The following is a 15,784-nucleotide window of genomic DNA, read 5'->3' as shown; positions in this document are numbered from 1 at the left end:
CATGGCCGGGGGAGGGGCGCGTGCGGGCGCGGACCGGCCCGACGGCGGCGGGCCGCGCGCTTCGGGCCACGGCGGCCGCGGTGTCCCCGTCGCCATCACGGGGATGGCCGTACTGCTGCCGGGAGCCGGCGATCTGGCGGCCTACTGGCGCAATCTGGCCGCCGGGGCCGACGCCATCGGCGAGGTGCCCGAGGGCCGCTGGGACGCCGCGTACTACCACCCGGAAGCCGCGGCAGGTCCGGCCGCGGCGGACCGGGTCTACTGCCGGCGCGGCGGCTTCGTGGACGCCCTGGCCGACGTGGACGCGGCCCGCTTCGGCATCATGCCCAGTTCGGTGCCCGGTACCGAACCCGACCAGCTGATCGCGCTCCAGGTGGCCGCGTCGGCCATCGCCGACGCGGGCGGGGAGGACCGGTTGCCGGCCCGGGAGCGGGTCGGCGTCGTGCTGGGCCGGGGCGGCTATCTGACGCCGGGGCTGGTGCGCCTCGACCAGCGGGTGCGCACCGCGGCCCAGCTGGTGCACACCCTCGGGGAGCTGCTGCCGGACCTCGTACCCGAGCAGCTCGCCCGGGTACGGGAGGCGTTCACCGAGCGCCTGGGTCCCGACCGGCCGGAGAACGCCATCGGACTGGTGCCCCATCTCGCGGCCTCCCGGCTGGCCAACCGGCTCGACCTGCGCGGACCCGCCTACACCGTGGACGCCGCGTGCGCCTCCTCGCTCGTCGCCGTGGACCAGGCGGTGGGCGAGCTGGCGTCCGGGCGGTGCGACGTGGTCCTCGCGGGCGGTGTGCACCACTGCCACGACATCACGCTGTGGAGCGTCTTCTCGCAACTGCGCGCCCTGTCCCCGAGTCAGCGCATCCGCCCCTTCCACCGGGACGCGGACGGCATCCTCATCGGCGAGGGCACGGGCGTGGTCGTGCTGAAGCGGCTGGCGGACGCCGCGCGGGACGGGGACCGGGTCTACGCGGTCGTCAGGGGCACCGCGGTCGGCAGCGACGGGCGTACGGCAGGACTGACCAACCCTGATCCGCGCGGCCAGGTACGCACCGTACGGCAGGCATGGCAGGCGGCCGGGCTGGATCCCGCCGAGCCGGGGTCGCTCGGTCTGCTGGAGGCGCACGGCACGGCCACCCCCGCCGGTGACACGGCCGAACTGAGCACACTGAGGGAGGTGTTCGGGGCACCGGACGGGCAGGACCGCCACCGCGGCAACGGCAACGGCAACGGCGATCGGACGGCCGTGATCGGCTCGGTGAAGTCGATGATCGGCCACGCGATGCCGGCGGCGGGGGTCGCCGGCCTGGTCAAGGCGGCTCTCGCCGTGCACCATGCGACACTGCTGCCGACCCTGCACTGCGACGATCCGCATCCCGCGCTCGCCGGCACCCGTTTCCGTCCGCTCGCCGAGGCGGAGCCGTGGGGGCCCGGCCCCGGGGGCGCTCCGCGCCGTGCGGCGGTGAACGCCTTCGGGTTCGGCGGGGTCAACGCCCATGTCGTCCTCGAACAGGCGCCGCAGGTGCGGCCGTTCACGGCCGCCCCCGGACAGGGGGCGGCGCTCCCGGCGGCAGCCGCCGGGGTGCCGGCCGGTCGCGGCGGGACGCCTGCGGTCACCGCCGTGACCGAGCCGGAGCGCGTGCTGCTGCTGAGCGCCGAAACGCCGGAGGACCTCGCCGCCCAGTTGGACGCCGACGACTCCACCGTGCTGGCGTCGGGGCTCACCCCCGGCGGACGTCCTGGCGGACGGCTCGGCGGACGGATCGCCGGGCGGGCCCGTCTCGGGATCGTCGGCCCCACACCGAAGCGGCTGGCACTCGCCCGCCGGGTGACCGCCAAGGGCCGGGCGTGGCAGGGCCGCAGCGACGTGTGGTTCGCCCCGTACCCGCTGCTCGGCGGCGAACGGCCGGGCCGGATCGCCTTCGTCTTCCCGGGTCTTGAGGCCGAGTTCGAGCCGCGCGTCGACGACGTCGCACAGCGCTTCGGCCCGGTCGGCTCGCCGCCGGGAGACGGGACGGCCGCCCGGGTCGGGGACATCGGCCGGCACGGGCTCGGTGTGGTCGCGGTGGGCCGGCTGCTGGACTCGGCACTGCGCCGGATGGGCGTGGTGCCGGAGGCGGTGGCCGGGCACAGCATCGGCGAGTGGACGGCGATGGCGGCCGCGGGCCTGTACTCCGCGCGCGCCGTCGACGAGTTCACGGCCTCGCTCGACCCCGACTCGGTGACGGTGCCCGACCTCGCCTTCGCCGCGGTGGGTGCGCCGGCGGACCGTGTCGTCGCGGAACTGACGGCCCTTCGGCTGCCGGTGACCCTGTCCCACGACAACGCGCCCAGCCAGTCGATGGTCTGCGGACCGCCGGGAGCGGTGGGGGAGTTCGTCCGCGTCTTCCGCACCCGGGGTGTGCTGTGCCGCGTGCTGCCGTTCCGTTCGGGATTCCACACGCCCATGCTGGAACCCTCGCTGGGCCCGTTCCGCGCCGCCGCGGAGCGCTTCGCGCTGCATCCGCCGACCGTGCCGGTCTGGTCGGGCACGACGGCGTCCCCTTTCCCCGCCGACGAGGCCGCCGTCCGGGAGCTGTTCGTCCGCCATCTGCTGGAGCCCGTGCGCTTCCGCCAGTTGACGGAGTCGCTGCATGCAGCGGGGTTCCGGGCCTTCGTCCAGGTCGGTACGGGAGCCCTGGGGTCGCTCATCGGGGACACGCTGGCGGGGCGGGACCATCTCGCCGTCGCCGCCAACTCGCCGCACCGTCCGGGCCTGGCCCAGCTCAGACGGGTCGCGGTGGCACTGTGGACGGTGGGCGCGGCGGTCGACCCCTGCGTGGTCGACCACGATGGCACCACGCCGGCCGGTCCCGCCGATGCCGATGCCGATGCCGGCGGCGGCGCGGGCGCCGGGGGCCCAGGGGGTGCCGCTCCCGGGGGCGGTGGCGGTGGCGGTGGCAGCACCGTCCCGCCGCGGCTTCCGGTACGTCTGGACCTGGGCGGCGGGCTGGTCTCGCTGGATCCGGGGGTGCTCGCCGGGCTGCGGTTGTCGCTGCGGGGCGGGCGCGACGATGCAGCGGCCGGGACGGCCACGACGGGGACGGCCATGGCCGGGACCGCCGCTGCGGCGCCGACGGCCCCCGGTACGGCGGGACCGGCCGGCGCTCCTGCGGCGGAGGGAACCGCGACCAGGCCCGGGGCCGCAGCCGGGGCCGGGACCGGGCGCCCGGCGAACCGCTCTCCCGCGCTGGCGGAACTGGACGCGCTGATGCGGGAGACGGCGGCCGCCGCCGCCGAGGTCGTCGAGGCGGCCGGCCGCTCCGTACCGGCACGCAGGCACGGCGGCGCGGCACACACCCGCGCCGCCGTCCCGCCGCCCCGGCCTCCCTGGGCCCGCCCCGCCCGCCCGTCCTCCGGCCCCGGCCCCGCCGCCCCGCCGGACGGGCCCTGGGCGGCGCTCCCGCAGGCGCCCCCGGACGGAACCGGCCCCTGGGCATCCCGCGGCCGATCGGAGTACCCGGTCCGGGTGGGCATCGCGGCGATGCCGTACCTGCTCGACCACTGCTTCTTCCGGCAGCGGGCGGACTGGCCCGAGGTGGCCGACCGGTGGCCCGTCGTCCCGGCCACGACGATCGTCCACCACCTGATGGAGGCGGCCGAGCGCAGTGCGCCGGGCACCCGCGCGGTCGCCGTGCACGACGCCCGGTTCGACCGGTGGCTGCCCGCCGCCGAGCCCACGGACGTGGCGGTCGGCACCGCGCCATCGGGCCCGGGGCGGGTCGCCGTGTCTTTCGGCCCCTACGCCCGCGGCGTCGTGGAGGTCGCCGCCCGGTACCCCGCTCCCCCACCCGTCTGGGATCCGGCGGGACTCGGCGGCGAACGCGCGCCGGAGCACTCGGCAGCCCAGCTGTACGCCGAGCGCTGGATGTTCCACGGCCCCGCATACCAGGGGGTCACCGCGCTGCGGGGCATCGGCCGGCGGCACGTCCGCGCGCTGCTGACCGCGCCATCGGCGCCGGGCGCGCTGCTGGACAGCGTCGGCCAGGTCCTCGGCTACTGGATCATGGCGACCGGCACCGAGCGGACGGTGGTGTTCCCGGTGCGGATGCGGCAGATGCGGTTCTTCGGTCCCGCTCCGCGGCCCGGCAGCCCGGTGGGCTGCCTGGTCCGCGTCACCTCGCTCACCCGGGACCTCCTGGAGGCGGACGTCCAGCTGACCTCCGGCGGCGGTGTCTGGGCGGAGCTGACCGGCTGGCAGGACCGCCGGTTCGACAACGACCCGCACACGCGCCCGGTCGAGCGCTTCCCCGAGCGCCATGCGCTGTCCGAGGCCCGCCCCGGCGGCTGGGCGCTGGTGCACGAGCGCTGGCCGGACCTGGCGTCCCGCGATCTGATCATGCGCAATATGCTCGGGAGCGCCGAACGCGCCGCGTACGAAGGGCAGTCGCCGCGCGGCCGCCGGCAGTGGCTGCTCGGCCGGATCGCCGCCAAGGACGCCGTACGGCAGTGGTTGTGGCAGCGGGGTGAGGGCCCGGTCTTCCCCGCCGAGCTCAGAGTGGACAACGACGAGCGGGGGCGGCCCCGGGTGACCGGGACGCATGGGCGGACCCTGCCGCCGCTGGCCGTCTCCCTCGCCCACCGGGCCGAGGCCGCCGTGGCGATCGTGCGCCCCTGCCGGCCGCTCCCGGACGCGGACGCGGGTGCCGACGCGGGCGCGGGCCCAGGCCCAGGCACGGATACCGGCACAGGCGCGGGCCCAGGCGCGGCCACCGGGCCGGGCATCGACATCGAGGAGATCGCCGAACCGTCCGCTGCCACGCTGGCCGCGGCCCTGGCACCGGCCGAGCAGGAGCTGCTGATCGCCTGTCATACCCACACCGCCGAGGGCGACGGCGGGCGGGCGGGCGCCTCGACGGCTCTGTGGTTCACCCGCTTCTGGGCGGCCAAGGAGGCGGCGGCCAAGGCGGAGGGGACCGGCTTCGGCGGCCGCCCCAAGGACTTCGCCGTCGTGGCGGCGTCCGGGCACCGGATGTCGGTCGAGGTGCGCGGTGCCGCGGGCACGCCGGTCCGGGTGTACCGGATCAGGTGCGCACAGGTGGCCAATCCCCCGGGACTCCCCCCGCGCTCGTACGTCGTGGCGTGGACCGAGGGACCGGAACGGCACCGGAACGGACACGAGGAGGACAGGACGTGACCACGACTCATCCGGCGGGTCCGCCGGAGGCGGACGAGGACGCGATACTCGCCGACATCACGGCCATGATCGCGGAGGTTCTCGAGGACGACGGCCTCGACGGCACCGACGGCCTCGACGGCACCGAGATCGGGACGCAGACCAGGTTCGGCAGGGACCTGGAGTTCGAGAGCATCGACCTGGTCACCCTCGCCGGCCATCTGGAGGCCCGGTACGGGCGCCAGGTCAACTTCGCCGAGTTCGTGGCCTCGATGGAACTCGACGACATCATCGAACTCACCGTCGGCCGGCTGGTCGAGCACGTGGCGAGCTGCCTGAAGAGCGCGGGGGCGGCCTGACCGATGGCGATCATCGACACCGCCGGTGCACGCCTGCACGTCCAGCGGCTCGGCCCCGCCGAGGGCCGCGGGGGCCGGGAGACCGTCGTCCTGCTGCACGGGCTGCTCACCGACAGCCTGGCCAGCTACTACTTCACCGTGGCCCCCGAGTTCGCCGCGGCCGGGCTGGATGTCGTCATGTACGACCACAGGGGCCACGGCCGCAGCGGGAGACCGGCCCTCGGCTACCAGCTCGGCAGGTTCACGGACGACCTCGGCGCGCTCCTGGACCGGCTGGAGCTCCCCGGCCGGGTCCATCTGGTCGGCAACTCCTTCGGCGGCACCGTGTCCTTCGACTACGCCCTGCGGCACCCGGAGCGGGTCGCCAGCATCTCGGTCGTCGAGTCCGAGCCGGCCACGGCGTCCTGGGCGCGCAAGATCGCCGGACTGCTGGAGCGGGTCCGGCACGAGATGACCGTCAACGAGAGCGAGGCACTCGACTGGATCACGGCGCACCGGGGCCGCCGCACGGCCCGGCTGGCGAGGTCCGCGGGCAGGCTGGTGCGGGACACCGCGATCGCCGACGAACTCACCGTCTGCGCACCGGTCACCGAGGACGCGCTGCGCCTGCTGGACCCCCCGGTGCTCGCCGTGTACGGGGCCGACTCCGATCTGTGCGAGCAGGCCCCGTGGCTGGGGTCCCTGCTGCCGCGCAGCAGGACGGTGCCGGTGCCGGGCCATGAGCACTCGGTGCTGGTGGAGGCCCCGGGCCGGGTACGCGACGAGGTCCTCGCGTGGATCGCCGAGCACCCCGCGAGCGGCGCCCCCGCTACGAGGCCTCGCGCCGGTACCGGGCCCGGCGCGAGGCCCGGCAGGGGCCCCGGCACGGGGCACCGGGTGCCGGCCGTGCCGGCGGAGGTGAACACCCCATGAGCCGCTTCCTTCTGGTCGTGCCTCCGCTCGTGGGGCACGTCAACCCGCTGGTGGGGGTCGCCGCGGAACTGACCGCCCGAGGACATCACGTGGCCTGGGCGGGGGTGCCCGAGCTGGTGCGCCGTCTCGCCGGGCCGGACGCACCCGTCTTCCCCTCGCCGGCGTCCTGGGCGGAGGCGGAGCGCCCCGTCAGGCCCGCGGACATCCGGGGCCCGGAGGCCCTGCGGTTCCTGTGGGAGCGGTTCCTGGTGCCGCTCGCGGACGCCATGGCCGACGGCGTACGGGAGGCGGCGCTGGCGTTTCGGCCCGATGTGGTCCTGGCGGACCAGCAGGCGCCGGCCGGGGCGTTGGTGGCCGAGCGGCTCGGAGTGCCGTGGGCGACGTCGGCGACGACGCCGGCCGAGTTCACGGACGCGCTGGCGGCCATGCCCAGGGCCGCCGCGTGGATCGACGGGCTGCTGCGGGAACTGCGGGCCCGCATCGGGGACCCTGCGGGCACGGCGGATCCGCGGTTCTCCCCGCGCCTGGTGCTGGCGTTCACCGTGCCGGAGCTGGCCGGACCGCCCGCCAGGGGCGGTGACGCGATCCGCTGGGTGGGCCCTTCGCTGGGCGCCCGCCCCTCGCAGGCGGACTTCCCCTGGGAATGGCTGGACCCCTCGCGGGCAACGGTGCTGGTCACCCTCGGCACCGCGAACACCGGTGCCGGAGGGCGCTTCCTCGCCGCGTGCGCCGAGGCCCTGCGGGCGCGCGCGGACCGGTTGCAGGCCGTCGTCGTCGACCCGGAGGGCGCCCTCGCCGCCCGCCCCGGCAGCACCGGGGCGGGCGGCGCCCTTCCGGGGCCGGGGACGGGTGGCGCCAGGCCGGACGGGGATCTGCTCGCCCTCCCGGCCGTACCCCAGCTCGCCTTGCTCCGGCACGTAGGCGCCGTCGTCTGCCATGCCGGTCACAACACGGTGGTCGAGGCGCTGGGGCAGGGGCTCCCCCTCGTCGTAGCGCCGATCCGGGACGACCAGCCGGTCGTCGCCGCGCAGGTCTGCGACGCGGGTGCCGGGGTCCGCGTCCGGTTCGGGCGGGCCTCCGCGGCCCGTATCGGGTCCGCCGTGGACGCCGTGCTGTACGACCCCGGTCACCGGGCCGCCGCCCGCGCCGTCGGATCGGCCCTGCGGTCGGCGGGCGGGGCCCCGGCCGCGGCGGATCATCTCGAACGAATGGCCGAGACGTCTCGCGCCCCCGGGAACTCCGAGAACCGCGAGGGCCCGGATGGCGCCGATGACCCTGATGGCCCCGAGGGCCGGGAGGCCGGATGACGCCCCGAGAGAAGCGCTCCCGTGGACGTCTGGCCGGACGGGACAGCGCGACCCGGGCCAGACGGGAGACCGTGGCGGCGCTGCGCGAGGAGTACGGGGCCGCGCTCGCCGACGGGCCCCAGGCGTTCTTCGAACCGCTGCGCCACAGCTGCCCGTGGTGCGGCTCGGTCCGGATCGGCGGGCATCTGCTGACCGGCGACCTGATCCAGCACAAGCCCGGAAGGTTCCGGGTCGAACGCTGCCACTCCTGCGGCCACCTCTTCCAGAACCCCCGGTTGAACGCCCGGGGGCTCGACTTCTACTACCGCGACTTCTACGACGGGCTCGGCGAGCAGCAGCTGGACGCGATGTTCGCCGGGCGCACCCGGTCCTACCGGCGGCGCGCGGCGTCCGTTCGGCCCCATCTCGTGCGGCCCGGCCTCGGCGGGGTGAAGCGGTGGCTCGACGTGGGGACCGGGCACGGGCACTTCTGCGAGGCGGCCCGTACGCTGCTGCCCGAGGTGGTGTTCGACGGACTCGACCGGTCCGAGGGGGTCGAGGTCGCCGAGCGCAGGGGGCGTGTCGAGCGGGGCCTGCGGGGCGGCCTCACGGAGCTGGCAGGGGAGCTCGCCGGGGCGTACGACGCGGTGAGCCTGTTCCACTACCTGGAGCACTGCACGGACCCCCTGCGGGAGCTGGAGGCGGCCCGCACGTCGCTGCGTCCGGGCGGGCTTCTGGTCGTGGAGGTGCCGGACCCGGAGAGCCGCTACGCGCACCTGCTCGGCCGCTGGTGGCTGCCCTGGCTCCAGCCCCAGCACCTCCATCTCCTGCCGGTGGGTAATCTGCGCGGCGCGCTGTCGGACCAGGGGTTCACGGTGCTGGCGGAGCAGCACCGCACGGCGCACGAGCCGGTGGATCTGGTGGCCGCCGTGTGGCTGGCGCTGGAGGGGGCCGTGCCTCGGGACGACATGCCGTGGCTGGTGCCCACCGGTCCGGCGCGCCGTGCGCTGCGGGGTGCCGCGCTCCTCGCGGGCGTCCCGGCGCTGGCGGCCGCGGCCCTGCTGGACCACGCGGTCGCGCCCTTCGCCGACCGCCTCGGCCTGTGCAACGCGTACCGCCTGGTGGCCCGGAGGGACTGACGGCGCGACCGCCGGCGGCACGAGCGCGAGGGGACGTCGGTACGGGCACCGCGAGGGCAGCCCGCACGCACACGCACACGCACCGATCACGGCGCATGCCGCAGCCCGTGGACCGCGCCCGGCCCCGCCGGGGCCGGGCGCGGTCCGCCTCGTGGGCACATCGGCTCAGACCGCCACGGCCCACCCCGCCCTATGCCCGGATATGATGCTTTTTGTGATCATGTCCGGTCGGCAGCGGCGCCCTCGTCGTCTCTACGGAGCCAGGTGGAAGGCTGCCCTGCTGTCGCCGGCGATCCTGACCGTCGTCATCGCCTCCCTGGCGTTCTCCACACCGAGGGAGATCGCCTTCAGCAGGCTGCTGCCCGCGGCCCCGGCGCTCGCCGCGGCCATGTGGCCCGTACTCCCCACACTCCTGCTGGGAGCGTTCTGCCTGGCGGTCATGGTCAGCCTCAGCTTCTTCTACACCGACCTCGGGATGCCGTACACCGCGGCCGCGATCGTCCTGGTGACCCTGGCGGCCGGGTACGCGAGCCATGTGCGGATCAAGCGCGAGGAGGCGCTGTTCCACGTACGGCTCGTCGCCGACGCGGCCCAGCAGGTCCTGCTGCGCCCGCTGCCCAGCCGCATCAGCCACATCGAACTCGGTGCCCTGTACCTGGCGGCCCAGGAGCAGGCCCGGATCGGAGGCGACTTCTACGAGGTGGCCGACACCCCGTACGGCGTGCGGCTGCTCATCGGCGACGTGCGGGGCAAGGGCCTGTCGGCGGTGGGCGCCGCCTCGGCTCTGATCAGCTGCTTCCGGGAGAACGCGTACGACCAGCCCGACCTCAAGGGCATCACCCGCCGGCTGGAGACCAGCATCATCCGCTACACCGCGGCGTTCCCCGCCCAGGAGCTGCCCGAGCACTTCGCCACCGCCCTGCTCGTCGAGATCCCGCACCACGGCACAGCCGTCCGGATCCTCAACTGCGGCCATCCCGCGCCGCTGCTCGTACACGCCGGGCAGACCCGCGTCCTGGAACCGTCCACCCCGTCGCCACCGCTGAATCTGGCGGCACTCGTCGGAGACCACTACCAGGTCGACACAGTTCCCTTCGGTCCGGGCGACCATCTGCTGCTCTACACGGACGGGGTGACGGAGACCCGGGACCGCGACGGCGCGTTCTTCCCGCTGCCGGACTGGATGCGGCACAACGGGCCGGCGGCGCCGCGGGACCTGCTCGACCGGCTCCACCAGGACCTGCTCCGCTACAGCGGCGGGCGGCTCGACGACGACATCGCCGCACTCGCCGTGACCTGCCCCGACAGGCAGGGGCAGGAGGTGGCGGCATAGCCGCCGCGCCCGCCCGCTCCGCCGCGCTCCCCCGGGGTACCCCCCGCGATGCGGCAGGGCCCGGCAGTACCCCCGTGCCTCCCGGCAACCGCGCCGGCACCGCGACCCGGTTCGGCTCCGGGCGCGGGCCCTGCACCGGGGGCGGGCGGGCCGACCGGCGGCGGGCGGGGGTGCTGCCGCCGGTCCCACCGGTCTACCGCCGGTGTGGGTAGTCGGGGTCCTCCTCGGCACTCGGCAGATCCCGGTGCCCGTCGTTCCACGGGTTCGTCCACCCGCACACCCCGCACGCGTAGCGGCCGTTGATGCCGGACAGCCGGGTGCCGCAGCGCTCGCAGTCGGTCGCGGTGATCTGCAGCGCTCCGTCTTGGGCCGGATAGGCCGGGGGCGGCAGTTCCTCGACCCTCGGGGGCCACGCACGACGACGGGGACGGCTGCTCATACGAGGGAGCGTACCTCCGGGGGCCGGTCAGTCATCGCGGGCCGGGCCCCGGCTGCCCCGACCGCCCCGGCCGTGTCCCGGCGGCTTCCCGGGTCCGCGGGTGCGACGGGGACACCCGCGGACCACCGGAGGCCGGCCGCGTGCCCCGCGCGAAGCGGCTCCCGGCTCCCCCGGTCCCCTCCGCCGGCTGCCGGGCGAGGGTGCACGGCGCCACCGCCGGTGCGCCCGGCCTCAGCCCGCCAGGCTGTGTTCACCGCCTGCCGCGACGAGGGTGGCACCTCCGTTGGCGGTGGTCACGCCCACGGGGACGCTGCTGTCGTCGGTGGTCCCGTCGCCGAGCTGCCCCTCGCCGTTCTCGCCCCAGGCATGGACGGCACCCCCGGGACCGGCGGGCCCGTCGCCGGGGACGGGCCGGCCGACCGGAGGGAGAGCGCCCGGCCGGTCGTCACAGCCGCAGGACGGCAGGCCGGCGCCACAGCCGCAGAATGACGTCAGGGCGAGGCTGTGCCTCTCGTCGGCGGCGATGGCGGTCACCCCTCGGAGGCCTCGCACCCGTACGGGGACGGTGCTGTCGGTCGTGGTGCCGTCGCCCAGTTGCCCCGAGGCGTTGCCGCCCCAGGCCCACACCGTGCCGTCACCCGCCAGCGCGAGGCTGTGGCCGAGTCCCGCCGCAACGGCCTCGACCCCGGTGAGTGCCTGCACCTCCACCGGGGTCGTGCTGTCGATGCTGGTGCCGTTGCCCAACTGCCCCGAGTAGTTGTCTCCCCAGGCCTGCACCAGGCCGTCCCGCGCGACGGCGAGGCTGTGGTCGCCACCGGCTGCCACAGCCCTGGCCCGGGTGATGTCCAGCGTCCGGACGGGAATGGTGCTGTCGGCGAACCTGCCGTTGCCGAGCTGGCCGTTGTCGTTGTCGCCCCACGCCCACACGGTGCCGTCACCCGCCAGCGCGACGGCGTGGTTGTCGCCGCCGGCGACGGCCGTCACCCCGGAGAGCCCGTGCACCTGCACGGGCAGGGAACTGTCGGCGAGCGTGCCGTCGCCGAGCTGGCCGTTGTCGTTGTCGCCCCACGCCCACACGGTGCCGTCACCCGCCAGCGCGAGGCTGAAGTCGTCGCCCGCGGCGACGGCCGTCACCCCGGTCAGGCCCAGGACCTGGACGGGGTCACCGCTGTCGGTCTCCGTACCGTCGCCGAGCTGGCCGTTGTCGTTGCCGCCCCACGCCCACACGGTGCCGTCCCGCACCAGCGCGAGGCTGTGTTCGAGGCCGGCGGCGAGGTCCCTGATCCCGGTCAGTCCCGGAACGGTGACGGGCACGGTGCTGCCGGTGCCTCCGCCGTTGCCGAGCTGGCCGTCCTCGTTGCCGCCCCAGGCCTGTGCGAACGGCACGACGGCACCGCCGTCACCGGACGGACCGGCCGCGTGGGCGCCCGGTGTCCAGACCAGGCCCACCACCAGTACGGCGGCCAGCACCCTGCCGGTACGGTCCGCGGCGCGGCGCACCGGCCGATTCGGCTCACCCATGACACGTTCCCTTCTCGTCCGGTCCCGCACCCCGCCGCCTCCGGGCGGTACGGAGTCCGCGGAAATCGCTCACAGGCATACCAGTCGGCCCCGCGCTACCGGGTACGACACGTGCGGGCCCCTGCGCACCGCGCCCGGGCGGACCCTCCGCCGGTGGTGTGGGGCCGGCCGCCGCCCGAGCCCCTTCCCGGGGCGCGGGGCCCGAGGCGGACCGGGCCCACCATCCCCGTCGGGCGCATGCGCGCCGGGGGCGAGCCGCCGGGTGCGCACGGCGCGCGGGGAGGCGGTGGACACGGAGGAAGGGTGCGCAGGGGAACGGGGCGAAGAACGGGGAACGGGGCGAAGAACCGGGAACGAGCGGGAACGGGGGCGGTGGACGTCGGCAGGGCGCGGCGAGGCCGGGCGGACGACCGGGGAACACCCGCCGCCCGCGATGGGGCCGGGCGGGTGGCGCGTGTAGGCCCGTCGGCCGTGCCCCCCTCCGTGTCGGCGGTCGCCCGAGCCGTCACTCGCTACCTTCCGGCCAACACCCCCGGAACGCGAAGGGCACCGCTATGGCCATGTGCGAAGTCTGCGGCAACGAGTACGAGATGTCGTTCGAGGTGCATGCCGCGGGGGCGGTGCACACGTTCGACAGCATCGAGTGCGCGGCCCAGCGCATGGCGCCGATGTGCGAGAACTGCGGGTGCCGGATCCTCGGGCACGGACTGCAGGCCGACGGGCAGTTCTTCTGCTGTGCGCACTGTGCCCGCAGGAAGGGCGTCTCGGAACTCGCCGACCACGCATGACGGCGAGCACGTGGGGAGGTGACGCTGCCGGTGGGTCCGCCCCTCGCCCGGCTGACCCGCGCGGGGTCCCTTCTTCACGGCCGCTGCCCCGAGATCCTTCCGCCGTGCCGCTCGTCACCGGCGCTCCTGGTCGACCCGGGCCGCAGAGAGCGCGATGAGTTTTCGTCCTCCGCGCAGTCTCCCCTCCCGTAGTTCACCGGAGCAGAGCAGAGGAGCACTCCCATGCGCATCGTCATCATCGAGTTCATCAGCCTGGACGGGGTCGTCCAGGCCCCGGGCGGCCCCGATGAGGACACCGAGGGCGGCTTCGCCCATGGCGGCTGGTCGCACCCGTTCTTCGACCCGGAGACGGTGGGCGGCGCTTTCGACGAGGTGCTGGCGAAGGCGGAGGGGCTGCTGTACGGCCGCCGCACCTGGCAGACGATGGCGCAGGCGTGGCCGGAGCGGGCAGGGGATCCCTTCGCCGACCGGATGAACGCGCTCCCGAAGTACGTCGTCTCGCAGACGCTCGGCGAGGACAGGCTGACGTGGCACAACACCAGGCGGATCCCCGGCGACGAGGCCGTCGCCCGGATCCGGGAGCTGCGGGAGACCGAGGGGGGCGATCTGGTCGTCATGGGCAGCCCGACCCTGGCGCGCACCCTCATCAGTGAGGGGCTGACCGACGAACTCCGGCTGATGATCATGCCGGTGCTCCTCGGCGGCGGGAAGCGCATCTTCCCCGACGACGGCGGCAAGCACACCCTGGAGCTGGTCTCCACGGTCGCCAGCAGCACCGGCGTACAGCTGTGCGTCTACCGGCCCGCCCCGGCATAGCGGCCGTACCGGCCGCGGCGTTCGAGGTCACGGTCCCCATCCGTTCGGAGGGCCCCCTTGGGCCGACTGCCCCGCCGGCGTGGTGGCGGCGGGGCGCCGGGCCCAGCGTGGGGGGACGGGACGGAGGCATCGGGAGAGCCGTCCACGTTCTGCGACGGGACCAGGCATGGAACATTCGGGCGTGCTCCCCGGCCACCGGGACGGTGTGCCGGGCCGAGGCGGACACACGAGTGGCGGGGCGTCCCGCCGGGCCGGCCGGCTCCTGGCGGGGGCCCGCCGACTGCCCTGGCCCCCGCTCGCGGTCGCCGCGGTCTTCACGCTCGCCCAGCTGCTCCTGTCCGTACCGGGTGTGGGGCTCGGCTGGGACGAGACGGTGTACGTCAGCCAGGTGAGCCCCGAGGCGCCTGCCGCGTTCTTCAGCGCACCACGCGCCCGGGGCATCTCGTACCTCGTCGCGCCCTTCACCGCCGCCACCCCCTCGGTGGCGGTCCTGCGCGTGTGCCTGGCGCTCCTCTCCGGCTGCGCGCTGTTCGTGGCGCTGCGGGCATGGCGCGGGCTGGTGCCCACCGTCGTGGCGGCCATCGCCGGGGCCCTGTTCGGGGGACTGTGGGTGACGTTGTTCTACGGGCCCCAGGTGATGCCGAACCTGTGGGTCGCCTTCGGTGCGCTGGCCGCCGCGGGCTGCTTCCTGCGAGCGGCCCGGGACCCCCGTGACCGCCAGGCGCTCACCGCCCTGGGCGCCGCGGTGGCCTTCGTGGCGCTGATGCGGCCGACCGACGCGGTGTGGCTGGTCCTGCCGCTCGCCGCAGCCGCGCTGGTGCTGCGGGTACGCCGCCGGATCACTCTGGTCGCCGTGCCGGCGGCCGGCGCCGCCCTGGGCTGCGCCGGCTGGATCGTCGAGGCGTATCTGCGGTACGGGGGACTCGGTGCACGGCTACGGCGAGCGAGTGAGATCCAGGGCCGTCTGGGCCTGTACTTCGCCGCCGACGACCATGCGCGCGCCCTGGGCGGCCGGACGCTGTGCCGCCCGTGCGACGTGGCCTGGGAGCACCCGGTGGCGTCCCTGTGGTTCCTCGCGCTGCCCGTGGTCGTGGCCGTAGGGGTGCTCGCCGCCCGGCGGACGGCCTACCGCACCGAGATCGCGGTCGCGACGGCGGTGGGGGTGTCCATGGCCGTGCCGTACCTCTTCACCGTCGGCTACGCAGCCCCGCGCTTCCTGCTGCCCTCCTACGTGCTGCTGGCACTCCCCGCGGCCGTGGCCCTGGTAGCGGCGTACCGTGCGAGCAGGCGAGGACGGGGGATCCTCGCGGGTGTGCTCATCGCGGCCGTCGCGGGCCATCTCTGGGTCCAGTACCGGCTGCTCGACGGGGTCACGGACCGGGTGCGCGCGGACACGGTGGCCTTCGGCCGCGTCGCCGCCGAGCTGCGGGCCCAGGGGGTGCGGCCGCCGTGCGTCGTCTCCGGCGAGGAGGCCGTACGTGTCGCGTTCCGCACGGGGTGCGCCTCCCGCCAGCCCTCCGGCCACGACCGGAGCATCACTCCCGCCGCCCTGGCCCGGGTCGCCGTGGAACAGCCCGTCGTGGTGCTCGTCTCGGGACGGAAGCCACCTCCCGCGTTCGCCCGCGGCTGGCGCGAGTACCGCCTTCCCGACCTGCGGTCCAGGACCGGCCACCGGGCGTACCTCTCCCCCGCCGCGGTCCCCGGGCGACCGGCGGGACTACCGGCGGGGTGATCGACAGGACTACCGGCGGGGCCACCGGCCGGGAGGGACCACGCCTGACGCCCCCCGGGGGCCCGGGGGCTCCGTCGCCCGTGCCGGATCCGGCGCAGGGCCCGGATCCGGCGGTGGCAGACGCACAGGTGTCCCGCATCTGCCGGAACACCCCCGGCGTCCCGGCGATCCGCAGCCCCAGCGGACGCACCCAGCGGATGCCGGCCCGAACCCTGGACCGCCCACCGGACGACCCACCCCGCCAGGACCCTGGCTGGAACTGCCGGGAACTGCCACCGACCGGGGCCTCGCCCCCTGCGACCCGGGA

11 protein-coding genes are annotated in these 15,784 nt (G+C 75.6%); 9 read left to right on the top strand and 2 right to left on the bottom strand.

All coding sequences use genetic code 11. The features are described from left to right. The first annotated feature begins 1 nt into the window (after position 1). The 6 genes from SCWH03_RS22020 (at position 2) to SCWH03_RS21995 (ending at position 10,181) form a co-directional block, all read left to right on the top strand. The gene (locus SCWH03_RS22020; RefSeq protein ID WP_173266025.1) at positions 2-5,173 is read left to right on the top strand and encodes a type I polyketide synthase; all 5,172 of its coding nucleotides are present in this window, start codon (positions 2-4) and stop codon (positions 5,171-5,173) included. Then, positions 5,170-5,511 (top strand): acyl carrier protein, encoded by a 342-nt coding sequence (locus tag SCWH03_RS22015; protein WP_173266024.1) that lies wholly within the window; start codon positions 5,170-5,172, stop codon positions 5,509-5,511. Before SCWH03_RS22020 ends, SCWH03_RS22015 begins: the two co-directional genes overlap by 4 nt. 3 nt (positions 5,512-5,514) lie before the next feature. After that, positions 5,515-6,423 (top strand): alpha/beta fold hydrolase, encoded by a 909-nt coding sequence (locus SCWH03_RS22010; protein WP_254076940.1) that lies wholly within the window; start codon positions 5,515-5,517, stop codon positions 6,421-6,423. Then, positions 6,420-7,730 carry a glycosyltransferase gene (locus tag SCWH03_RS22005; protein ID WP_173266023.1) on the top strand — a complete coding sequence of 437 codons (1,311 nt, stop codon included), beginning with the start codon at positions 6,420-6,422 and terminating at the stop codon, positions 7,728-7,730. Before SCWH03_RS22010 ends, SCWH03_RS22005 begins: the two co-directional genes overlap by 4 nt. Before the next feature lie 71 nt (positions 7,731-7,801). Beyond that, positions 7,802-8,848, top strand: coding sequence for a class I SAM-dependent methyltransferase (locus SCWH03_RS22000; protein WP_173266082.1), 1,047 nt, complete (start codon positions 7,802-7,804; stop codon positions 8,846-8,848). A gap of 214 nt (positions 8,849-9,062) precedes the next feature. Further along, positions 9,063-10,181: a PP2C family protein-serine/threonine phosphatase gene (locus tag SCWH03_RS21995; protein ID WP_272491100.1), complete on the top strand. Its 1,119-nt coding sequence runs from the start codon at positions 9,063-9,065 to the stop codon at positions 10,179-10,181. 193 nt (positions 10,182-10,374) lie between these two features. On the opposite strand, the gene SCWH03_RS21990 is transcribed toward SCWH03_RS21995, so the two are convergent. Both SCWH03_RS21990 and SCWH03_RS21985 read right to left on the bottom strand, forming a co-directional pair. After that, positions 10,375-10,620, bottom strand: a complete 246-nt coding sequence (locus SCWH03_RS21990; protein ID WP_173266021.1) for a hypothetical protein — start codon at positions 10,618-10,620, stop codon at positions 10,375-10,377. 231 nt (positions 10,621-10,851) lie between these two features. Continuing rightward, positions 10,852-12,141, bottom strand: coding sequence for an RCC1 domain-containing protein (locus tag SCWH03_RS21985; protein WP_173266020.1), 1,290 nt, complete (start codon positions 12,139-12,141; stop codon positions 10,852-10,854). A gap of 554 nt (positions 12,142-12,695) precedes the next feature. On the opposite strand from SCWH03_RS21985, the gene SCWH03_RS21980 reads away from it, so the two are divergent. The 3 genes from SCWH03_RS21980 (at position 12,696) to SCWH03_RS21970 (ending at position 15,477) form a co-directional block, all read left to right on the top strand. Beyond that, on the top strand, positions 12,696-12,929 hold the full coding sequence (locus tag SCWH03_RS21980; RefSeq protein WP_173266019.1) for a metallothionein: 234 nt from the start codon (positions 12,696-12,698) through the stop codon (positions 12,927-12,929). Between the two features lie 222 nt (positions 12,930-13,151). Next, positions 13,152-13,745, top strand: a complete 594-nt coding sequence (locus SCWH03_RS21975; RefSeq protein WP_173266018.1) for a dihydrofolate reductase family protein — start codon at positions 13,152-13,154, stop codon at positions 13,743-13,745. A 166-nt stretch (positions 13,746-13,911) separates the two neighbouring features. Continuing rightward, the gene (locus SCWH03_RS21970) at positions 13,912-15,477 is read left to right on the top strand and encodes a hypothetical protein (RefSeq protein ID WP_173266017.1); all 1,566 of its coding nucleotides are present in this window, start codon (positions 13,912-13,914) and stop codon (positions 15,475-15,477) included. Positions 15,478-15,784: the final 307 nt, after the last annotated feature.

Origin of the sequence: Streptomyces pacificus (assembly GCF_011766325.1) — a bacterium.
In the GTDB taxonomy this organism is placed as follows: domain Bacteria; phylum Actinomycetota; class Actinomycetes; order Streptomycetales; family Streptomycetaceae; genus Streptomyces; species Streptomyces pacificus.
Note: the sequence above shows the minus strand (reverse complement) of the source record. Positions and strands in the feature narration are given on the sequence as shown.

Bases quoted from the DNA above. Each gene is read 5' to 3' on its own strand.
- SCWH03_RS21975 (WP_173266018.1), top strand. From the start codon at position 13,152: ATGCGCATCGTCATCATCGAGTTCATCAGCCTGGACGGGGTCGTCCAG.
- SCWH03_RS21990 (WP_173266021.1), bottom strand. From the start codon at position 10,620: ATGAGCAGCCGTCCCCGTCGTCGTGCGTGGCCCCCGAGGGTCGAGGAA.
- SCWH03_RS21985 (WP_173266020.1), bottom strand. From the start codon at position 12,141: ATGGGTGAGCCGAATCGGCCGGTGCGCCGCGCCGCGGACCGTACCGGC.
- SCWH03_RS21980 (WP_173266019.1), top strand. From the start codon at position 12,696: ATGGCCATGTGCGAAGTCTGCGGCAACGAGTACGAGATGTCGTTCGAG.
- SCWH03_RS22020 (WP_173266025.1), top strand. From the start codon at position 2: ATGGCCGGGGGAGGGGCGCGTGCGGGCGCGGACCGGCCCGACGGCGGC.
- SCWH03_RS22005 (WP_173266023.1), top strand. From the start codon at position 6,420: ATGAGCCGCTTCCTTCTGGTCGTGCCTCCGCTCGTGGGGCACGTCAAC.
- SCWH03_RS21970 (WP_173266017.1), top strand. From the start codon at position 13,912: ATGGAACATTCGGGCGTGCTCCCCGGCCACCGGGACGGTGTGCCGGGC.
- SCWH03_RS22010 (WP_254076940.1), top strand. From the start codon at position 5,515: ATGGCGATCATCGACACCGCCGGTGCACGCCTGCACGTCCAGCGGCTC.